The organism is Cellvibrio sp. OA-2007 (assembly GCF_000953825.1).
GTDB lineage: Bacteria > Pseudomonadota > Gammaproteobacteria > Pseudomonadales > Cellvibrionaceae > Cellvibrio.
The window spans coordinates 26,722-47,156 of the sequence record NZ_BBUL01000097.1 but is presented as its reverse complement, the minus strand read 5'-3'; the positions used below and the strand labels follow the sequence as shown (position 1 = coordinate 47,156).

The 20,435-nt window shown below is 47.5% G+C and carries 20 protein-coding genes and 2 tRNA genes; 6 read left to right on the top strand and 16 right to left on the bottom strand.

From position 1 onward, the window contains the following. Window positions 1-124 precede the first annotated feature (124 nt). Window positions 125-331 (top strand): hypothetical protein, encoded by a 207-nt coding sequence (locus AWU77_RS18575; protein ID WP_062067100.1) that lies wholly within the window; start codon window positions 125-127, stop codon window positions 329-331. A gap of 97 nt (window positions 332-428) precedes the next feature. On the opposite strand, the gene rhlE is transcribed toward AWU77_RS18575, so the two are convergent. The 7 genes from rhlE to AWU77_RS18540 form a co-directional block, all read right to left on the bottom strand. Next, window positions 429-1,823 (bottom strand): ATP-dependent RNA helicase RhlE, encoded by a 1,395-nt coding sequence (gene rhlE / locus AWU77_RS18570; RefSeq protein WP_062067097.1) that lies wholly within the window; start codon window positions 1,821-1,823, stop codon window positions 429-431. Between the two features lie 224 nt (window positions 1,824-2,047). After that, window positions 2,048-3,283, bottom strand: a complete 1,236-nt coding sequence (locus tag AWU77_RS18565) for a multidrug effflux MFS transporter (protein ID WP_062067094.1) — start codon at window positions 3,281-3,283, stop codon at window positions 2,048-2,050. 207 nt (window positions 3,284-3,490) lie between these two features. Then, window positions 3,491-4,063 (bottom strand): DUF3806 domain-containing protein, encoded by a 573-nt coding sequence (locus AWU77_RS18560; protein WP_062067092.1) that lies wholly within the window; start codon window positions 4,061-4,063, stop codon window positions 3,491-3,493. Window positions 4,064-4,099: 36 nt separating this feature from the next. Beyond that, on the bottom strand, window positions 4,100-5,641 hold the full coding sequence (locus tag AWU77_RS18555; protein ID WP_062067089.1) for an FMN-binding glutamate synthase family protein: 1,542 nt from the start codon (window positions 5,639-5,641) through the stop codon (window positions 4,100-4,102). 14 nt (window positions 5,642-5,655) lie between these two features. Beyond that, window positions 5,656-7,407: a diguanylate cyclase domain-containing protein gene (locus tag AWU77_RS18550; protein ID WP_062067086.1), complete on the bottom strand. Its 1,752-nt coding sequence runs from the start codon at window positions 7,405-7,407 to the stop codon at window positions 5,656-5,658. Next, on the bottom strand, window positions 7,407-8,474 hold the full coding sequence (locus AWU77_RS18545; protein WP_202966676.1) for an extracellular solute-binding protein: 1,068 nt from the start codon (window positions 8,472-8,474) through the stop codon (window positions 7,407-7,409). Before AWU77_RS18545 ends, AWU77_RS18550 begins: the two co-directional genes overlap by 1 nt. 26 nt (window positions 8,475-8,500) lie before the next feature. Further along, complete coding sequence (locus AWU77_RS18540; protein ID WP_062067791.1) at window positions 8,501-9,121, bottom strand: DapH/DapD/GlmU-related protein; 621 nt, start codon at window positions 9,119-9,121, stop codon at window positions 8,501-8,503. A 377-nt stretch (window positions 9,122-9,498) separates the two neighbouring features. On the opposite strand from AWU77_RS18540, the gene AWU77_RS18535 reads away from it, so the two are divergent. Continuing rightward, window positions 9,499-10,215, top strand: a complete 717-nt coding sequence (locus tag AWU77_RS18535; protein ID WP_062067082.1) for a TIGR01621 family pseudouridine synthase — start codon at window positions 9,499-9,501, stop codon at window positions 10,213-10,215. Then, window positions 10,215-11,717 carry an alpha/beta fold hydrolase gene (locus tag AWU77_RS18530; protein ID WP_062067079.1) on the top strand — a complete coding sequence of 501 codons (1,503 nt, stop codon included), beginning with the start codon at window positions 10,215-10,217 and terminating at the stop codon, window positions 11,715-11,717. Before AWU77_RS18535 ends, AWU77_RS18530 begins: the two co-directional genes overlap by 1 nt. 83 nt (window positions 11,718-11,800) lie before the next feature. Here the strand turns inward: AWU77_RS18530 and AWU77_RS18525 are convergent. From AWU77_RS18525 to AWU77_RS18485, 9 genes are all read right to left on the bottom strand, one after another. Next, a tRNA-Asn gene (locus AWU77_RS18525) sits at window positions 11,801-11,876 on the bottom strand. A 162-nt stretch (window positions 11,877-12,038) separates the two neighbouring features. Continuing rightward, window positions 12,039-12,320 (bottom strand): pyrimidine/purine nucleoside phosphorylase, encoded by a 282-nt coding sequence (locus tag AWU77_RS18520; protein ID WP_062067075.1) that lies wholly within the window; start codon window positions 12,318-12,320, stop codon window positions 12,039-12,041. Between the two features lie 93 nt (window positions 12,321-12,413). Then, window positions 12,414-12,489: transfer RNA gene (locus AWU77_RS18515), tRNA-Asn, on the bottom strand. A 203-nt stretch (window positions 12,490-12,692) separates the two neighbouring features. Beyond that, window positions 12,693-13,760 (bottom strand): methyltransferase, encoded by a 1,068-nt coding sequence (locus AWU77_RS18510; RefSeq protein ID WP_062067071.1) that lies wholly within the window; start codon window positions 13,758-13,760, stop codon window positions 12,693-12,695. Beyond that, window positions 13,757-14,452: a 16S rRNA pseudouridine(516) synthase RsuA gene (gene rsuA / locus AWU77_RS18505; protein ID WP_062067068.1), complete on the bottom strand. Its 696-nt coding sequence runs from the start codon at window positions 14,450-14,452 to the stop codon at window positions 13,757-13,759. The genes AWU77_RS18510 and rsuA overlap by 4 nt, the downstream gene beginning before the upstream one ends. Then, window positions 14,452-15,213 carry a tRNA pseudouridine(65) synthase TruC gene (gene truC, locus AWU77_RS18500; protein ID WP_062067065.1) on the bottom strand — a complete coding sequence of 254 codons (762 nt, stop codon included), beginning with the start codon at window positions 15,211-15,213 and terminating at the stop codon, window positions 14,452-14,454. Before truC ends, rsuA begins: the two co-directional genes overlap by 1 nt. Before the next feature lie 102 nt (window positions 15,214-15,315). Continuing rightward, a complete protein-coding gene (locus tag AWU77_RS18495) occupies window positions 15,316-15,636 on the bottom strand; it encodes a hypothetical protein (protein WP_062067062.1) in 321 nt (106 codons plus the stop codon). Between the two features lie 89 nt (window positions 15,637-15,725). After that, on the bottom strand, window positions 15,726-16,571 hold the full coding sequence (gene folD, locus AWU77_RS18490) for a bifunctional methylenetetrahydrofolate dehydrogenase/methenyltetrahydrofolate cyclohydrolase FolD (protein WP_062067059.1): 846 nt from the start codon (window positions 16,569-16,571) through the stop codon (window positions 15,726-15,728). A gap of 224 nt (window positions 16,572-16,795) precedes the next feature. Continuing rightward, on the bottom strand, window positions 16,796-16,996 hold the full coding sequence (locus AWU77_RS18485; RefSeq protein WP_062067057.1) for a PA3496 family putative envelope integrity protein: 201 nt from the start codon (window positions 16,994-16,996) through the stop codon (window positions 16,796-16,798). Window positions 16,997-17,223: 227 nt separating this feature from the next. Between AWU77_RS18485 and fliE the strand changes: the two genes are divergently transcribed. The 3 genes from fliE (at window position 17,224) to fliG (ending at window position 20,389) form a co-directional block, all read left to right on the top strand. Then, a complete protein-coding gene (gene fliE, locus AWU77_RS18480) occupies window positions 17,224-17,598 on the top strand; it encodes a flagellar hook-basal body complex protein FliE (RefSeq protein ID WP_062067054.1) in 375 nt (124 codons plus the stop codon). Between the two features lie 66 nt (window positions 17,599-17,664). Continuing rightward, a complete protein-coding gene (fliF, locus tag AWU77_RS18475) occupies window positions 17,665-19,365 on the top strand; it encodes a flagellar basal-body MS-ring/collar protein FliF (protein ID WP_062067051.1) in 1,701 nt (566 codons plus the stop codon). Then, window positions 19,358-20,389: a flagellar motor switch protein FliG gene (gene fliG / locus AWU77_RS18470; protein WP_062067049.1), complete on the top strand. Its 1,032-nt coding sequence runs from the start codon at window positions 19,358-19,360 to the stop codon at window positions 20,387-20,389. The genes fliF and fliG overlap by 8 nt, the downstream gene beginning before the upstream one ends. Window positions 20,390-20,435: the final 46 nt, after the last annotated feature.

The window sequence follows — 20,435 nt, the reverse complement described above, 5'->3', positions numbered from 1 at the left end:
GTTATTTCCTCGCTATGAATTCTGTTGCGGCACTAACCCCCTTGCCAACAGGGCGTTTGGCACAATTGGCACATAACCCGCATTAGTATCCTTGTCACCACCACTAATGGATAAGGAGTTTTTTATGAATTTACTTCAACGTGTATTTATCATCGCTTTGTTAGTTGCACCCTTGGCTGCTTGTGATTCCAATGATGGAGCTGCAGAAAAGCTGGGCGAAAATGTTGATAAAGCGCTTGATGAAACCCGCGATACACTGGACGACGCGGCCGATGAAGCTAAGGATGGCATTGAGGATGCTTGTGAGGAAGTGTCCGACAAGAACTGTTAATACTGGCTATCGAAGTTGGTTTGCAGTCTTGGCAAATAAAAATCCCCTTACGGGGATTTTTTATTTCGGGCTTTATTTCAGGTTTACTAATTAATAATTAGTTTGCAGCCTGAGGGCGACGAGCTTGCTGTGGTTTACCTGCGTTTGCACGATTGCCATTGCCTTGCGGTTTAGCGCCTGTGTGAGGTTTGCGTGGCGCGCCGTCTTTCTGTTGGGTTTTGCCATTACCGTTTTTAGGTTTTTGCCCTAAAGCGGGTTTTTTCGCAGCAGATCTTCCACCGCCATTTTTGCCAGCGCCGGCACCAATTGTCATGCGGCGACCCAACACAATGGGTTCAGGTTTTACATTGGGATCGGGTTCATAACCGGCGATGACTTCTTTTTCGATATCGCGTTTGATCAGTTTTTCGATATCGCGTAAGAATTTAATCTCATCGATACAGACTAGTGAAACCGCAATGCCTTCTGAGTCAGCGCGACCGGTACGGCCGATGCGATGCACATAATCTTCCGGGACGTTGGGCAATTCATAATTGACCACGTGTGGCAATTGGTCGATATCAATTCCGCGCGCGGCAATATCGGTTGCAACCAGTGCGCGAATCGCTCCGCGTTTAAAATCTTCCAGCGCTTTGGTGCGCGCGCCTTGGCTTTTATTGCCGTGAATCGCAGCAGCGCTGATGCCATCATCTTGTAATTGTTCGGTTAATTTATTTGCGCCATGTTTGGTGCGGGTAAAAATTAACACTTGTTGCCAATCGCCCTGATTAATCAGATGCGATAACAGTTCGCGCTTGCGATTGCGATCAACCGGGTGAACCCGTTGGGTCACACGCTCGGACGCCGTATTGCGGCGCGCTACTTCAATCAGTGTTGGCTGGTCTAATAACTTATCGGCGAGCGCTTTAATTTCATCAGAAAAAGTAGCCGAGAACAGCAGGTTCTGGCGTTGTTTTGGCAGCAGCGCCAAAACTTTTTTGATGTCGTGAATAAAGCCCATGTCCAACATGCGGTCGGCTTCATCCAAAACCAGCACTTCAACTTGACGCAGACTCACGGCGTTTTGATTAACTAAATCGAGCAGACGACCTGGTGTAGCGACCAGAATATCGACACCACCGCGCAATTTCATCATTTGCGGATTAATACTCACGCCACCGAAAACCACAGTTGAGCGCAATGGCAGGTATTTGCCGTAATCGCGCACGCTTTCAAATACTTGTGCAGCAAGTTCACGAGTTGGAGTCAAAATAAGCGCGCGCACCGGGCGACGGCCACCTGTTTGCGTTGCGGGTGCTGCGCTCAATTTTTCTAGCAGCGGCAGAGTAAAACCGGCTGTTTTACCGGTTCCTGTCTGGGCACCAGCAAGAATATCACCGCCTTTTAAAACGGCAGGGATGGCTTGTAACTGAATAGGAGTAGGGGTGCTGTAACCCTGATCGGCAATAGCACGCAGAATATCGGCCCGAAGACCGAGAGTTTCAAATGACATAATGTTTTCCTGTTGCTCGGCCTCCCGCGTGGCGGGCAAGGTCTGGCGAGCTGAGATGTGCAAACACGCTGAGGTGTTCGACAACAGAGGATGGCGACACTGACCTTAAGGGTGTCGGCGCGCATACTACGCAGTTGCTGGGCAGTATGCCAGTGACTTTTTGTTCGGTCGCCGTGCAAAAAGCAGACCTTTCTGTATATGGCGAAAGGTCTTATTCATATTATTTAATCCATTAGTGGTTCGTTTTGCTGTGCTTTTTTGTTGCGCGCCAGCTGCAAAATCACCAAGGACAACGTCGCCAACACTAAAAAACCGCTGGTGACAGGTATCAAGGTGCCGTTATACATTTGGCCAATTCCAGTGCCGATCAGCATCGACATAATCGATGAGGTTGCGCCGATAATGGCTGATGCGATTCCGGCAACATGCCCCATGGGTTCCATCGCCATAGCGTTGACATTGCCAAACACCAAACCAAAACAGAAAAACAGTACTGAGGCGTATATCATAAATAGCCAGAGATTGGCGGGGAGTATCATCTGCAGTGCGAGAAAAATAGCGGAGCTAATAATGATGCCCAATACCGCGCGGGTACATAAATAATCCATTCCCCATTTTTGGACAAAACGCGCATTAACTAGCGATGCCGCGCCAAACACCAACGCTAATACACCAAAATAGAGTGTGAACAATTTTCCGGTTTGAAATAAATCCTGAAAAATTTGTTGTGATGAATTGAGATAGCCGAGAAAACTGCCAAAAAATAAACCCATACACAGGGTGTAACACATGGTGGTGTAATTGCTGATTACTTCCTTAAAACCATCGATAAACCCGCGGGTACTAAAGGGGATGCGATACTCTTGGGGTAGGGTTTCTTCCAGCCGCAAAAAAATCCACACACCAATGATGAGTGCATACACAATATAAAGTACAAAAATATAGCGCCATGAACTCACCAGCAAAACTGCTTGGCCGATACTGGGGGCGAGGGCAGGCACCATAATAAAAATCATCATCACCAGCGACATGATGCGCGCCATCTCATTGCCCGCATATTTATCGCGCACAATTGAAATAGCTGACACATATGGCCCGGCGACTCCCAAGCCTTGAATAAAACGCCCGATAAGTAGGGTATTCATGTCCTGTGCAAAGAAGCACATTACGCTGCCGCAAAAAAATAACAGGATTCCGGCATAGAGAATTTTTTTGCGTCCGGTCGCATCCGACAATGGGCCGCAGACCAATTGGCCAAGCGCCATCCCCAGAAATAATGCGCTGATAATGTACTGAGCTTGATTGCTGTGGGCGAGGGGAATATCGCGACTAATAAATCCCAGCGCAGGAAGCAGTGCATCTATCGACATGGCGACGATTGACATTAATAACGCAATCAAGATCGTAAATTCTTGGGATGAAATGCGCGATGCGGTTGGGTGAGTTGAGTAGTCAGACATACATGAGCTTCCGCGATAAGTAAACTAATACTAAATGAACTATACCCAATTGCATTACTGATAGATGTCAGTAAGTATTTAGGGGTTAGCATGATGGCAAATGCTGTGTTTAGTCGAATCAAATGTTATGAAATCGACAGGAAGCTCAATTTTTTTCACATCAAGGGCGAGCGCCCTTGATGTGACGGTATTGAGAGGGTGATGCGATTAGTTGCGCTTAAGTCTGTACATAATACCGCCATCGTATGGCAGTTTTGGAAGGTGTTGCTCCATAAGTAAAATTGCATCGTTGTGAATTTTTTTGACATCCGGTTTGCTGCCAACTTCCATGCGGCGCGATAGCATAGTTATCGGAAACAGGCATTCACTGGTTTTTTTGACGCACAGTGCACGGCTGCGGCCAATTTCATCTTCATAGACTTTCCACTCAAATGTATTAGGGAAATCGGCCAGGATTAAATTTCCCAGCGCCACTCCCATTGCCTGCTGTGTGCTGTAATCATTTTGTGCAACTAGCTCTTTGTCGATTAGCCTTTGCATTGTGGCTAAATCGCTAAGGTCAGTGCGAATAGGTGAGCCGAGTTTGGTTTGGGTTAACTCATTTAACGCCGTTAGCTCTTTATCCATCTTACTTTTGTCCATCCAACCTAAATCGCTAATCACCGGCGCTTTTGGCTGCGCGCTAGCTGTGGGTTTGGATACAACATTCAAAGGTGATTGCGCATGGGCGGTAATTGCACAAACGAGCATCAAGCCAATCAGTGATTTCAAGTAATGCATTTTTTCCTCACAACTTTAATGGGATTAATTACAAAATTAATTTTTTGTCAGAGATTCGCTGCCAGAGAGATGTGAGTCCGCAGCTGTGAAAATCAATGGTTGCGGGTTGATCGCATCCAGCGGTACCGAGAAACCATTGGTGTTGACTATATGAATGTGCTCGCTTCGCAATTGACGCGGTTCTGCTGCGCCGCAAGAGTGCGCAATGATCGCCACGCTTTTAGTGATGTTGTATTGGTAGGCTGCAACACGTTCCGCTTTATTGGTTGGGTCCAAGCCTTTTTGTAACTTGCTATTGTGAGTGGTAATACCAGTAGGGCAAGTATTTTTATGACATTGCATCGCTTGAATGCAGCCTAATGCAAACATAAAGCCGCGTGCGCTGTTGACAAAATCAGCACCGCTCGCGAGCGCCCATGCAACCATATGCGGGGTGACGAGTTTACCTGCAACGATAATTTTAATTCGTTCCTTCAGACCCGCTTCCGTCAACAGCGCTGTTACCCAAGGCAGGCTTTCTTTAATCGGTAAGCCCACATGATCCATTAAAGGTTGTGGCGCAGCACCGCTGCCGCCGTCGGCGCTATCGAGTGTAATAAAGTCTGGTGCGGCTTCAATACCTTGCACACGAATTTCGTTGATCAGATCAATTAACCAATTCCTCTCGCCGAGTACGGCTTTAAACCCAACGGGTTTGCCGGTGACATTGCGGATATGGTTGATCATCTTCAGCAGGTCATTGACCGAGCGAATATCTGTGTGACCATTGGGACTAATCGATGCGACACCTTCAGCAATTCCGCGAATCAATGCCACTTCGGCAGATACTTTTTCAGCGGGCAATATGCCACCTTTGCCGGGTTTGGCACCTTGGCTCAGTTTTATTTCAAACATTTTGATTTGTGGTTTTGCGGCGAGTTCAATTAATTTCGCATCACTCAAATTGCCTTCTAAATCCCGCACGCCGTATTTTGCTGTACCAATTTGAAATACCAAATCGCAATTGCCTTCAAGATGGTATGGCGATAAGCCTCCTTCGCCGGTGTTTAACCAACAGCCCGCTTTGGCTGCGCCTCGCGATAAGGCTTTGATCGCAGGGCTGGAAATAGCACCGTAGCTCATCGCAGAAATATTGAAAATGGAGTGGGTAGTGTAAGGCGTTTTGCAAAAAGGCCCGAGCGTAACCGGTGAGGGCATGAGCGCATCGCTCTCCATAATTGGAAAGGGCGAGTTTAAAAAAATCAGCGTGCCAGGTTCGTTTGAGTTGAGCGTGGAACCAAAACCAATATTGCTATCTACATCTTTAGCTGCGCGGTAAACCCAGGCGCGGTCAGCGCGATTGAAGGGCATTTCTTCGCGGTCATTGGCAAAAAAATACTGACGGAAAAACTCACCGAGATGTTCAAAAAAATAGCGAAACCGCCCGATAACCGGATAGTTTTTGCGAATAGTATGAGTGTTTTGGCTAATGTCAGTGATATACATAATAACTATCGCTAAAAGTATGCCGCCAACTAATAAAATAAAACTCACTTCAAGCCAGGTCAGTAGCTTAAGCGCCCAGTGTGCATCAATCATAGTCTTATCTGTTCCTAGTCGATTTGAAGATCAGTGTAAAGTTTAACGTTATTTCGTCCGGCTGATTTTGCATAGTACATGGCCAGATCTGCGTGTTTGATGAGCGTGTTTTTATCTTCGCCCTCTTGCGGATAAAGCGAGATGCCAATACTGCAGGAAATACTCAAAACAAAGTTTTCAATTTTAAAAGGTTGGCTGAGTGCGGTACGAATTTTATCGGCGACTTGTCGGCTCACATGGCGAGCGCTCATGCCACGCAGCATTAAATCCCGCGCAGAAATGATAATCATAAATTCATCGCCGCCGTAGCGGGCTACTGTATCGGTCTCGCGGATGCAGGTTAACATGCGCGCCGCACACTCTTGCAAAAGTTTATCGCCAATATCATGGCCATACTTGTCGTTTACTGGTTTGAATTCATCCAAGTCCACCAGCATAACGGCGATTTCCGCTTTATCGCGCCGCGCGCTGATTAATGCTTGTTCAATCCGGTCTTCCAGCAAAATGCGATTAGGCAATCCGGTCAGTGAATCGTGATGTGCGACTTTATGTAAATACTGGCGCTGGGTATTAAGTTCGAGAAGTTGCGCGTTTAACTTTTTCGCCATAATTGAAAAATTGCGCGCAAGCAGGCCGAGTTCGTCATTGCGATTAAGGCTCAGCTCGGGTACCGGGTCACCCTGTTTAAAGCGTGCAAAGGTGGTTGCCATGCGTTGTAGCGGAGTCGTAATTTTGCGCGCAAGGATGAGCGATAGCAGAACAAATACAGTACCGAACGCAAGTGAAATTTTCAGGCTGGTAATGCCTAGCTGACGGCTATCATCCAGCACCGAATCAAGATTGCTGATTAAACCCAGAACGATATATTTCTCATCTGATTGGGTCGCAAAAGGAACTTTAGTGAGTGAAATGACGGCGCGTTTGTCGGCTGAGCGCAAGTCTGGAATTTCACTCACAATACTGGAGTATTCACCGGAAAAAATACGTTGTGTAATAGCTATATCATCTTGGATTAGTATTTGCTCTCCCTTGTCAAAGCCAAAGGTTTTTTCCGGATCAGGATGTAAAATGTAATCGCCAGTTGCATTGGTGGCAATTACATCAATGCCCTCGGGAATGTCAGTTTCAATCAGGGCAAACATTTTTTCGAGGTCGACATTTATCACAATAATGCCAAATACGGTGCTATTGGCGGTATACACCGGAGTGGCGACAATAACACTGGGCTTTCCGTAACCGTCCAATAAACCGCGCTCTTTGTTTAAGCGAATTCGCGATACAAATATTTCACCGGGTTTGAGTAATAGAGTGTTGTAAACGTAGGAGAAGTGCGCTTTTTCTTGTAGTGCTATGCCATCCACAACATGAACTGTGTTGTGTGCTTTATCCACACGCACTAATTCGCGGCCGAAGTCTTGCGCGCCAATCAGCCGCACCTGATTGTACTCTTCATGTGAGCGAAGAAAACCGGATAGCGCAAAGGCTAATCTTTTGCGCTGCAGTGAAGTCTGCGGTGATTTACTGGAAGCGATTTCCTCAACTGCCGGAAGCTGGGCGATAAATAATAAATCTTTAGTGATGTCGGTAATAAAAAACGAGTAGCGATTGGCGAGGACTTGGGTTGCAGTGGCCAACTTATCTTTGGCTGACTGAATGAGCAGCGCCCGGCTGTGGGTGTAAGTGAAATATACGCTGATCCCGGCGCTTAAAATACTGAGCAATCCAATTAAGATAGTGAGCTTAATAACAATCCTTGATCCCATCATTAGAACCGCTCCATGACATCGCCGGAAATAATTTGCTCCCACAAGCTGACACGTGCATCTGCGTTTTCAATAGGTGCAAGCCAGATGATCTTTTCTGCGTTATGGGTGGCGGATTCCTGTGTGGTATTGGCTAGCCCTTGTGCATTGGTTAAACGGCGGCTGGCTTTTTCTTCCAGCATAAAATTAATCCACTGTTCCGCAAGAGGCCCTGCATGTTCACCTATAGCCCAGCAGTCTAACCAGGCGAGGGTGCCATCTTTTGGCATTGCGTAACCTACATCCGCGCCAGCATCCAACAGGGCTTTTAATTGTTGGCTGCCATAGTTAGCGTAGATCAGTGCTATTTCGTGGGTCTTGAATAATTTAACCGCTTCTTGTGGCGATGTATAAACGGTCAGTATATTGCGGCGCAATTCAACGAGGCGACGCGCAGATTGCTGTAATTGTTCGGGCGATTGATTGAAAGGATTTTCCATGCCCAGCCCGAGTGCGGCCAGGGTGAAATTGTGATTGCTGGTATTAAATGCCAGTACTTTGCCTGCGTAAGCTGAGTCCCACAATGTATTGATGCTTTCGGGCGGGCGCTCGATTAATTTGCGGTTGTAAATAAGCCCCATTTCAGAATAGGTATAGGGAATGGCAAACGTTTGTTCATTTTTAATCAACCCGGGAATGGCTTCCCGCCGTTGAAAACGCGGAAGCTGCAGTGAGAGGTTGGCAATTTTTTCGGTATTAATTGCTCGCACCAGACCTTTTTGGATATATCGCTGCAACTCGGCGGTGTTGACTGCGATTAAATCGTAGCCACCATTGGTGGCCTCGGTGACCTTACTCCAGAGCTCGTCATCGGAGTAGACAAGCGTTAATACTACCTTTGTTTGATGGCGTTGCTCGAACTCCTGAATTAAATCTGCATCGGCATATCCATCCCAGGCCAACACTTTTAAAACTTGCGTGGCGCTGACCAAAGGCGTCAACATCAGGCTGAGCAAAAGAGTGAAATAGCGAAAGTAATAGCGCATTGCCGAACCTAATATGCTGAAGTCATTTGATTCTAGTTCATTCAAGCGGTGCTGCTGGGCACCACCGATGCTTACTTGCTGGGTATGCGGCTGCCAATCACGCGGGCGGGGTTGCCTGCTACTTTGGTGTGATCGGCAACAGCTTTGGTGACTACGCTGCCCATACCAATCACCGCATGGTCACCAATAATCACGCCGTCCACTATACCTGTGTTAGCGCCAATCCACACATCCTTGCCTATGTGAATACCTTGCGAGCTGACCGGTTGATCCTTGATTAGCATTTGCTCATCCATGCCGTGATTAAACGCGTAGGCATAGCTATAGGCTGCGATGCGGGTGTTATCGCCGATATAAATGCCTTTGCGGCCGCCATCGAGGCTCACATGGTGATTAATCGACACCGAGCGGCCTAGCGTGATCGGCCCGTGCAGCACGCAATCAGCGGCGATATAAGAGTTATCACCAATGACGATAGCTCGGCCGGGTTCAGCAAATAATTTGGCTTCTGGGGCGATAAAACAGTTGTTGCCGATCTCGATGGTTTCCATCGCCATCAAATAGGCTTGCCATTCTTCTTGCCAGGCTTGCGCCCAGCTGCGATGGTTGGGCTTCAGGTTTGCATAAAGCCAAGGCATATAGCTCAAGCGCAGCTTATGTTGTTGGCGATAGCGTTCAGTGGTGTCATTCATAACAATGATTGCAGCAGGCAGAAAGAGCGCGGAATTATAGAGGGCAGGGCGACAAACAGGAAATGAGGGAATAAAAAAGGTGTCCGCCGGTTGTAGGTGATTGGTTTGTTTGCTTGGCCTCTGGCGCTTTTGCCTAAGCAAAAAGCTGGGCACAATTCAAAACATGGAGCACTGAGATAAGCGCTCTTAGGGAAAACCCGTCATTACGACAACCGAAGCGGACACCTGAATTGATTATAGTCAGGCTCACTTTTGTCGCTAGCCATTCATTAGTTTGATAAGTAACAAGTCGAGGCTTTTTATAGCCAAAATAATCTTATAGCTGAAATAATCTCCGGCTGTTACCCTGCGTTGCATCGTTAATTGAGCCACTTTTTATGTATGACATGGTTGAAAATAATCCGGAATTTGTGGTGATTTATAAAAAACCGGGCATCAGCTTCCACAGCGAATCCGGTGACTTAGGTTTATTCGAAACAGTGAAACAAAAAGAGAGTTTCACGGAGCTGTTTCCCGTGCATCGCCTTGATAAGGTGACATCGGGTTTATTGGTCATGGCCAAAACACCGGATATTAATCGGCAGCTGTGTGATGCCTTTAGTCAACGTCGGGTACAAAAATATTATCTTGCGATCAGTGAAAAAAAACCGAATAAAAAACAAGGCTTAATAAAAGGCGATATGGCAGCCGCACGGCGCGGTGCGTGGAAATTGCTCAACGCACAAGAGAATCCTGCCGTCACGCAATTTTTTAGCAAAAGTATTAGTGCGGGGCGGCGTTTATTTGTGGTGAAACCTCACACCGGTAAAACACATCAAATTCGCGTTGCGTTAAAAAGTATCGGTGCACCTATTGCCGGCGATTCACTCTATGGTGATGCAACTCAAAGTGCAGCTTGCGATCGCTGTTATTTGCACGCATACAGCCTCGCCTTTTCATTGGGTGAAAAACAGTATCGTTTTACCGAGCTGCCGCGTGAAGGTGAATTATTTAGCGGTGATGTGTTTGCTGCTGCGCTGCAGGAGTGGCGTGAACCCTGGTTGTTGCCTTGGCCACAGCTGTCGTCTGCTGCATATCAGAGTGGTAAATTCTGATGCGATTGTTAATCGGCCTTGGTGTAACCAGTGTGTTGGCATTATTGGCTGCGCTGGCGATCTATTGTTATCCCTTATTTGCCACAGCAGAAAAATCAGTCGCTAATGATGAATATAAATTTATCAAAATAAGCTGTTGGTTTGATGCTGATTGGACTGCAACAATTAGCTGCGGTGAATTGCAAACGCCAGACCAATTTCGTTTATCAGTGGTGATTTTGCACAACGATGCCGAACAGCGCCGCGCTGATCCCATTGTGTATCTGCAAGGCGGGCCGGGTGCGAGTGCACGTTTGCATAGCGATGGAATAAAAAATTGGTTGAATTGGCTGCGTTATAGCAACACAAAGCGCGATTTAATTTTAATCGATACACGCGGCACTGGCCGCAGCCAACCAGCGTTGGTGTGCAGTGAATACAATCAATTTAATCAGCAGTTACTGCCACAAAACAGTGCGCTGGAGGATGAGTTATCCCAAGGTTATCAGGTGGCGGCGCAATGTTTTTCCACTGCCGCACAAATAAATCCGCAATTGGATTATCGCAATTTCAGCACGCAAAAATCCGCGCAGGATATTCGCGCGCTCATGGCGCAACTTGATTATCAACAGTGGAATATTCTCGGCGTTTCCTATGGTACGCGGCTAGCGCTGGAAATCGCCCGGCAAGAACAGCTGGCCCCGCAAACAGCTAAATTAAAATCGATGGTGCTGGATTCTGTTTATCCCGCTGGTTTTGGTGGCGTACAAACCTGGCCGCAGGTATTGGATGACGGGATGAAACAGTTTTTTAACGGTTGTAGTGCGCAACTAGAATGTATTAAGGAATTAGATGCATCCACAGCTACGTTGGCCGAATTGTTTATGCAAACACTGCACAAGTTACAAACACATCCAATGACTATTACCGTCAAACGTTGGGATGGTGAGGTGCCGGTTAATTTTGTGGTGAATGATCATCGTTTTTTATCGGCCAGTTTTTCCGCTGTTTATACCCCGAGTGATTGGCCGGTGATTATCGATGCGATGAGAGCAGTCAATACGCGCGATGCAGATTTATTAAAGCCCTTAATCGAACCTTATATTAATCACAGCATGACCGCTGACTTTAATAGTTTGACGTTTGTCGCAGTGGATTGTGCGGATAATCCGGTGCTGGCAGAGGTTGATTATGTGGCGGCTTTAATTAAGTATCCCTTGTTGCAAGCCTATACTCGCGATCAGTGGCGCTATCAGCTGTGCCATGATTTAACCAGTGAGTCGCCGTTAGTGCGTGGATCACCGCAAATACCAACCTTAATGCTTGCAGGGGCATTGGACCCAATTACACCGGTGAGCTGGGCGCAAGCAATGCATCAACAATGGCCACATAGCCAATTGCGTGTGCGAGAGAAAGTCGCCCATTCAGTGCTGGGCACTGATACTTGTCTGTTGGAGCATATTGATGACTTTTTCGATCAACCCAATGTGACATTCACTGCTTGTGCAGAGGAGGGAGATTAGTAAAAGCGGCAGGATTTTGATTCCCGAAAAAACAAAAAGGCCGCACTCAGTGCGGCCTTTTTGTTTTGTTTCTTTGTTCAATATGGCTCCGCCTGCTGGACTCGAACCAGCGACCCAACGATTAACAGTCGTTTGCTCTACCGACTGAGCTAAGGCGGAATTGTGCTCTTCATATCGCAGAAGAGGCGCGCATGATATAGAGACAAAAAATAACGGTCAACCGTTTTAATAGCGAATATTGTGTTTTGCCTCACTTTTTTCTCTAAGGCAAAAACAAAAAAGACGCCGAAGCGCCTTTTTTATCTGTTGCTAAAAATCGACTTACTCGTATTTGCACAAGTAGGAGGTTTCTACATCAGCAGACACTTTGAAGCGTTGATTAGCTTCAACAATGAAGGTTTGGCCAGCGGCAAAGGTTTCTGCTTTATCGCTGCCTGGCAGCACAACGGTCAGGCTGCCGCTAACAACGGTCATATATTCTTTTTGGCTGGTGCCGAATTCGTAATCGCCCTTGGCCATTACACCGATGGTTGCTGGCAGGGTTTCGGTTTGGAATGCGATGGATTTAACTGCGCCACCAAAGTATTCGTTAACTGTAAACATAGGGTTCTCCGTTCAAGGTGGGTAGTGAATGCAAGCCGATAAAAAATACAGGCACAAAAAAGGCCGCATAAATGCGACCTTTTTATTTAAATTTGGCTCCGCCTGCTGGACTCGAACCAGCGACCCAATGATTAACAGTCATTTGCTCTACCGACTGAGCTAAGGCGGATCGGTGACTTCCTCTGCGGAAGTGGTGCGCATAATATAGGTGAGGTTTTGGTTGGTCAACCGCTTTTAGCCCTTTTGGGTAACTTTTCCGGTAAAAAAACCTCAACAAATTCAATGCTGTTTATTAATTCTGCAAGCTGTATTTACAGTGTGCAAAACAAGCTGGTCAGCTGGTTTGTGTTGGCTGTATTTTGATCTGCGAGTTTAAAGCCCTAATTGGATAACTTTGAAGCTGCCATTATCAAGCACCAGTTTGATTTGGCTGAACAAGGGCGCTGCTTTGCGTTCCAGCGGGATAAATTGGTTCACCACAAAAAGTGCCACTCCGTGCGGTGCCAAGAGGTGTTTGGCGCTGTGCAGAAACTTGTCGGTCAGATCGCCATCTATGCCAAACCCTTGATGAAAGGGTGGGTTACACAGTAGTAGATCGGCTTTAGTGTGAATGCCTTTGCCTGCATCGGCAGCAACTACTTCACCGGCTAACTGATTGTTTAATAGGTTCTGCTGCGCTAATTGCAGTGCGGCGGCATTGTTGTCGGTTAACACCCAGTGCGAGATGTTTTGGCAGATATCGAGCTTGGCCGCCGCCATAGTGAGATAGCCATAACCACAGCCTAGGTCCACACAGCAGGTAAAGGGCGTCGCTGGCGGCGATAAGTGTTTGAGTTGTTCGATCAGCAATGCGCTGCCTGCATCTACCTTATTCCAGCCGAATAAGCCGGGCTTGCTTAATAGGATTAAATTTGAATCCTGTGCAATCGCCCGCGGCTGCCGGTAATCGTTATCATCCAACAATTGGGTTGAATCATACTCGGTGTACTTGCTCAGTACGGCGGAATAAACGGGGCCATTTTTTTCGCTATTTTTTCCGCAGCCCATCAGCTTGGCGATTTTTTCGATATAGGTTTTAGTACCTTCATTTTTATATCCGGCCAGCAACAATTGCCCGCCGGGTTTTAAGCAGCGCCAGGCTTGATTGAGCAAGTGGTGCACGATGGGTTTTTCTTTGGATATGCGATAGAAAATTTTATCGAGACTGTTGTCCGTAATTGCACTGCAATCAAAATCATTAAATTCGGTGGTGAAGCCGCGCGTTTTGGCTTGCTCGGCAACATCCCAACGATTGGTGAGCACTAATAATTGTTCTTGATGCAATGCAGCAGGCAGGGTATTGAGTGCATTTTCATCGGTACACCAGAGAAAACGTGCATCGCTTTCGGCGCGCGTATTGGTTAGCACCTGAGTGATCCAATTTAAAGGTAAATCGTTCATGGCGTTACGCTCATAATTTCTGCTTGCGTTAGGGGGCGATATTCACCAGGCGCTAATGCAGGATCTAATTGAATGTTACCGATGCTTTCGCGATGCAGCGCCACCACCAAATTTCCCGCAGCAGCAAACATGCGTTTAACTTGGTGGTATTTGCCTTCATGAATGGTTAAGCGTGCTTCATGGCTGGAAATTAATTCTAATTGTGCCGGGCGAGTGGCTGCTTTTTCGCCGTGTAATTGTACCCCTGTGGCAAATAGTTCAGCGGTTTCAGCGCTGATGGGATTAGCGGTGGTGACGCGATAGATTTTATTGCACTCATGGCGCGGCGAGGTGATCCGGTGATTCCATTGGCCATCATCGGTCAGTAGCACCAATCCCGTGGTATCTATATCCAGTCGCCCCACAATTTGTAATTCTTGCCAGCGCGGCAGGCGAATTAAATCCACTACCACTGGGTAGTCACTGTCGCTATTGGCGCACACATAACCTGCTGGTTTATGCAGCATAAGGTAGCGCGTTTTAAATGCTTCTACGATATTTCCATCGAGCGTAATGACTTCATCGCCCTGTAATTTTTGATCGCCTTTTTTAGCGATTACATTATTCACGAAGACTCTACCGGCTTTGATTGCCTGTTGGATCAGTGAGCGCGATGAGTCGCTATTCTGGCTGAGAAATTTGTCGAGACGCATTAATAATCCTGAGCAGTAAGCCAATCGGCGGGTAGGGTATCTGCCCAGCCAAATTGGTGAATAATCTGGGTGAATTGTGCTGCAAGTGGCGCAGTCAGTGAAAGTGTTTCTTGCGTAACCGGATGTACAAATTCCATGTTGGTTGATGCCAACATTAGACCGGGGCAGGCAAATTTTTCTTGAAAAAAACGATTGTGATTGCCTTTGCCGTGTTTTGCATCGCCAATGATAGGGTGGCTAATATGTTTTAAATGGCGGCGAATTTGATGCTTGCGCCCGGTCTTGGGTTTGCATTGCACCAGTGAATAGCGGGTGCAGGGATACTTATCGATACTGAATGGAAATTCAATCTGCGCCAGTCTGTTGAATTCGGTAATGGCCTCTCGCGCTGGTTTGTTTGCGCGCGCTTTTTTGTCGGTGTACTTATCCGCCTCTTCAACGAGTGGATGATCAATAATACCTTTCTCTGGCGCAAAGCCGCGCACTAATGCGACATAGGTTTTGGTCACGGCGTGGCGAGAAAAAATATCTCCGAGTTGCCGTGCGATTTCTGACGAGAGGGCAAACACTAAAACGCCAGAAGTGGGTTTATCCAAGCGATGAATGGGGTAAACCATTTGGCCGATTTGATCACGCAATATCTGCACCGCAAAGCGAGTTTCGTGGCGATCAATTTCGCTGCGATGTACTAATAAACCGCCCGGTTTATTGATGGCAACCAGATATTCATCGCGGTAAATGATCGGCAGTATGTCAGTCATTGCATTGGCTTGTAGGTTGGTTTTGCTTGGTAATTATCTGGACTATAAAAACAAAAGCAGGCGAGTGCCTGCTTTTGTGCGTGAAGTGTAAAACTCTAAAAACTATTGTGCGCTTGCTGTCGCTTCAGTTGTCTCGCTGCTTGCTTTACTGCTGCAGTTGAACCCCCAGCTGTTTTGCTTTTCGGCAAATTCTGCGGCTTTGGCTTCGCACTGGCCTTCCGTGTTTTCATAGTTCCACAGCGTTTGGCTTGTGCCATCTTTGGTGTAACTAACCGAACAGGGCACGGGTTTATCGGATGAGGCATAAACAACCTCAATAACGCGCTCTGTATTGCTCATAGTGCAGGTGTATTTAATAGCATCATTTGCTGTGGCAGACATGCTCACTGCCAACAAACTACCCAATAAAATAAATTTACGCATTTGATCTTTACTCCTTAAAAGTTAAATAGCGAAACAAGCCCTACCAATCAACAACGTTTACAGCAACACAAAAGACGACAACTAAAGCATTAACCGATTTTCTTTTCACCTGAATCTACGGTTTGGTAGATAAGGGTATTGATCGTCATTGGGCCGACACCTCCAGGAACCGGTGTGTATGCAGCAACGCGATCAACCAGCGGTTTCAATTCAATATCGCCTACACCGCCAGGGTGATAACCAGCATCAACCACTACAGCGCCATCTTTAATCCACTCGGCTTTAATAAATTCCGGTTTGCCCACCGCGCCTACCAAAACATCGGCCTGTTTAATTAATGCCGGTAAATTTTGGGTGCGCGAATGGCAGATAGTTACAGTCGCATTGGCATTGAGCAGCATCAGCGCCATTGGTTTACCTAAAATTGGGCTGCGGCCTACCACAACGGCATGTTTGCCAGCGAGCTCGATTCCGTAAGCCTCCAGCAGGCGCATAATGCCCTTTGGTGTCGCGCAGCCATAGGCTTCTTCGCCCATGCTCATACGGCCAAAACCTAAACAGGTTACGCCGTCTACATCTTTTTCGGCGCTGATTGCATCAAAACACAAGCGTTCATCAATTTGATGAGGAACCGGGTGCTGCAACAAAATGCCGTGCACATTTGGGTTGTTGTTCAATTCCTGAATTTTCGCGAGCAATTGCTCGGTGGTGGTAGATGAAGGCATCTCCACTTTTAATGATTCCATCCCGATACGGGTGCAAGCATTGCCTTTCATTTTTACGTAGGTTGCAGAAGCCGGGTCATCGCCCACCAGAATGGTGGCCAAAATAGGCGTTTGGCCATTGCTGCGCGCCTTGAGGGCGGCGATACGAGCAGAGAGTTCCTGTTCAGTTTTTTCGGCAAGGGCTTTGCCATCCAATACAAGTGCGGACATGGGCGCTAATTACCTGTGTAGTAAATGAGAAGGGTATAAGTCTGAGGGGGCGCATTTTCCCACAGTGAGGGTGGAGCGCCAAGGGAATTTCTTGATTGGGGGATTATGAGTTGGTGATAGTGGTAGGGAATACGTGTTCGGTATAGTAAAACAAAGATTAGCAATCTGTTTTGCGGGGCCTTGGCTGAGCTTCCATGGCGCGTTTGGAAGCCTGCATTTTAAGGTTAATGCAAATACTCAAACTCATATTCACAAGTTTCCCGCCGTAACTTTTGTTCTTCTTTCTTTTCTTCCAGCTTGCGGCGGCATTCCATATTGCGGCGCAGCTGTTGTTTTTTAGATTTTGATACGACTACGTCGGCGATAAAACTGGCCATGGCATTGTCGATCAGTTCCTGCTCACTCAGCGCGTTCATGTTGTTCATGAAAAACTCCTTGATAGGTTGGAAGCTGGCTTGATGCTAGGCCAGGTGAGTGACAATTAGATTAAAAAATCGCGACAAATTGATTAAAGCGCAGGCAGCTTGGGCAAGTGTTTGCCATGCGGCAAAGGTTGGCCTGTTTTGTGCAAATTCCACTGCAAAGGCAGGTTTGAAGGCTTTAATGCCAAATATTTGTCACTGTGAATTGCGTAAGTGAAGAGGGGCTCATCATGACTGATCGCGTAGATATCAACCGCTTATTAGGCGATATGCGTAGTTTGAAGGCGCAAACCCAAGTGTTTCAGCGCTCGCAAGGTGTGGGTGATACGCCTAACGGTATGCGCAACCTCGGCGCTGTGCCAGTTGAGGGGGCGACAAAAGCACCGAGTTTCGGCGATTTAATGACGCAAGCCGTGAATAAAGTGAACGAAGTGCAAAAGACCTCCAGCTCTATGGCGGATGCTTATGAGCGCGGTGTCGCCGGTGTGGATATTACCGATGTGATGATCGCCTCGCAGAAAGCGTCTGTGTCATTTCAGGCAATGGTGCAGGTACGTAATAAATTAGTAGATGCCTATCGCGATGTGATGAATATGCCAATTTAGTGTTGGTTTCTCCTGCTGTTTGCACCCTGTCATGCACGTTTTAAATTTGTTTAAGGTGTTGAGATTATGGCTACCAGTGCCGCCCCTGAATCCGAAAACTCACCTGCGCAGTCAAAACTTGGCGGCGATTTTTTGGAAGGTTTAAGCAACCTTAATTTGTTGCGTCAAGTTGGCTTGATGATCACGCTGGCTGCCAGTGTGGCGATTGGTTTTGCCATTGTGATGTGGATGCAGGGTGAAGATTACCGCCCGCTCTATGGCCGCATGGACAATCTGGATGCGGCCAATGTGGTGGATGTGTTGGAGCAAAATCGGATCAATTTTAAAGTCGATCAAAACAGCGGCGCCATTTTAGTGGCGAGTGAAGATGTGCACATGGCGCGGTTGAAACTCGCCGAGTTTGGTTTGCCATCAAGCCCGACTCAGGGTTTCGAATTAATGGATAAAGAGCAGCCACTGGGCACCAGCCAATTTGTAGAAAACACCCGTTATCAGCGCAGTATTGAGGGCGAACTTGCGCGCACTATTACCAGCATTACCAGTATTCGCAATGCTCGCGTGCATCTGGCGATTCCGAAAAAAACCGTATTTGTACGCGATGCTGCTAACCCGACCGCATCGGTTTTTGTAGAAGTGTTTGCTGGGCGCAGTGTAGAACCGGCGCAGGTGAAAGCGATTATGAATTTAGTAGCCTCATCTGTGCCTGGAATGAAAATGGCTGATGTAACGGTGGTAGATCAACACGGCAATTTAATTTCTACCGGTGAGGATAGCGCTGACTTATTGATGGCCGCGAAACAACATCAATACTCCAAAGATGTTGAAAACAGCATCATAAAACGCATCAACGGTATTCTGGAGCCGGTAGTGGGTGGCGGTAAATTCCGCGCCGAAGTGAGTGCCGATGTAGATTTCACTGCGGTAGAGCAAGCGGCGGAAACATTTAATCCGGATTTACCGGCGATTCGCTCAGAGCAAACACTCAATGAAACCCGCCGTGCGGGTGATGTTGCCGCCGGTATTCCCGGTGCCTTAACCAATCAGCCTCCTGGCGCCGCAGAAGCGCCGGAGCAAATTGATCCCGCCACCGGTCAGCCTGTCGCCCCGGCGCAGCCAACCAATAATCGCGAACAGGCGACGCGCAACTATGAATTGGATCGCACGGTTAGCTATACCAAACATCAACAGGGAACCCTAAAACGCCTGACGGTTGCGGTGGTGGTGGACGATAAACTAGTCAAAAATGCCGATGGCACAGAAACACTGGTGCCTTGGACGGAAAACGAATTGGAGCGCTTGTCTATACTGGTACGGGATGCAGTGGGCTTCAGTGCGGTGCGTGGCGATAGTGTCAATGTATTGAACTCTGCGTTTGCCAACCGGGTAGAAGATCCTACACTGGGGTTGGATGTTCCTTGGTGGGAGCAATGGATCATGCCAAACATCAAATACATCGCCAGTGTGTTGGTGATTTTATTGATCGTATTTGGCCTGTTGCGGCCTATGTTTAAAAGTCTGTCCAAGCAGGGTGGCGCGCTCGCGGAACAAGAAGAGGCGCGGCAATTGGCGGCCTTGGAGGCTGCAGGCGCTGGCGGTTTGGATGGAATGTCTGACGAAACCGTGACCCTTACCGGCGGCCATGCGCTAATGTTACCTAGCCCTGAGCAGGGCTACGAAGAGCAACTCAATGCAATTAAAGGTTTAATTGCCGATGACCCGGGCCGCGTGGCTCAGGTAGTAAAGAAGTGGATAAATCGCGATGACTGATGCCAACGACAAAGCTGTCGATAAACCCAAATTCAAAATGCGTTATGTAGACCAAGCGGCAGTGTTATTGATGTCGCTCGGTGAAGCTGACGCGGCAGAAATTTTGAAGCATATGGGGCCAAAAGAAGTACAGCGTATCGGCGCGGCAATGACCCAGCTGCAAAATATTCAGCAGTCAGAAGTACAATCCGTTTTGGGCAACTTTTTAGATGAAGTCAGAACCCTGACCGGGTTGGGTGTAGGGGCAGATAATTACATTCGCAAAATGTTGGTGACGGCATTAGGTGAAGATAAAGCCAACAGTTTGATTGACCGTATTTTGATTGGCGGCAATACCACTGGGTTAGACACACTCAAATGGATGGAGGCGCGTTCAATTGCCGATATCATCCGTAACGAACACCCGCAAATTCAGGCGATTGTTATCGCCTATCTGGATTCGGATCAATCCGCCGAGATTCTGACGTATTTTCCGGAAAAGGTTCGCCTCGACATTATGATGCGGGTTGCATCACTCGATACAGTGCAGCCCAGCGCGTTGCAGGAATTAAACGATATTCTGGAAAAACAATTCTCCGGTAATGCGGCATCGCAAACCAAAGCCATGGGTGGTTACAAGGTGGCAGCGGAAATTATGAACAATTTGGATGGTTCTATCGAGGCCGAATTGATGGAAGGCATCAAAGAAATCGATGAGGATATGGGCAATCAAATCCAGGATTTGATGTTTGTATTTGAAAACCTCAAAGAGGTGGACGATCGCGGTATTCAAGCGCTGTTGCGCGAAGTGTCCTCCGATGTGTTGGTGGTTGCACTCAAAGGTGCAGACGACGAACTCAAAGAAAAAATCTTCAAAAATATGTCCAAACGCGCTGCGGAATTGCTGCGCGACGATTTGGAAACCAAACCGCCAATGCGCTTGGCCGATGTGGAAGCAGCGCAAAAAGAAATTCTTATCACGGCGCGCCGTATGGCCGATGCGGGCGAAATTATGTTGGGTGGTGGTGGCGACCAGATGGTTTAATGCGCACAAAGCATTGTTGGTAAGCAGACCCAGCGTCAATTGAGAT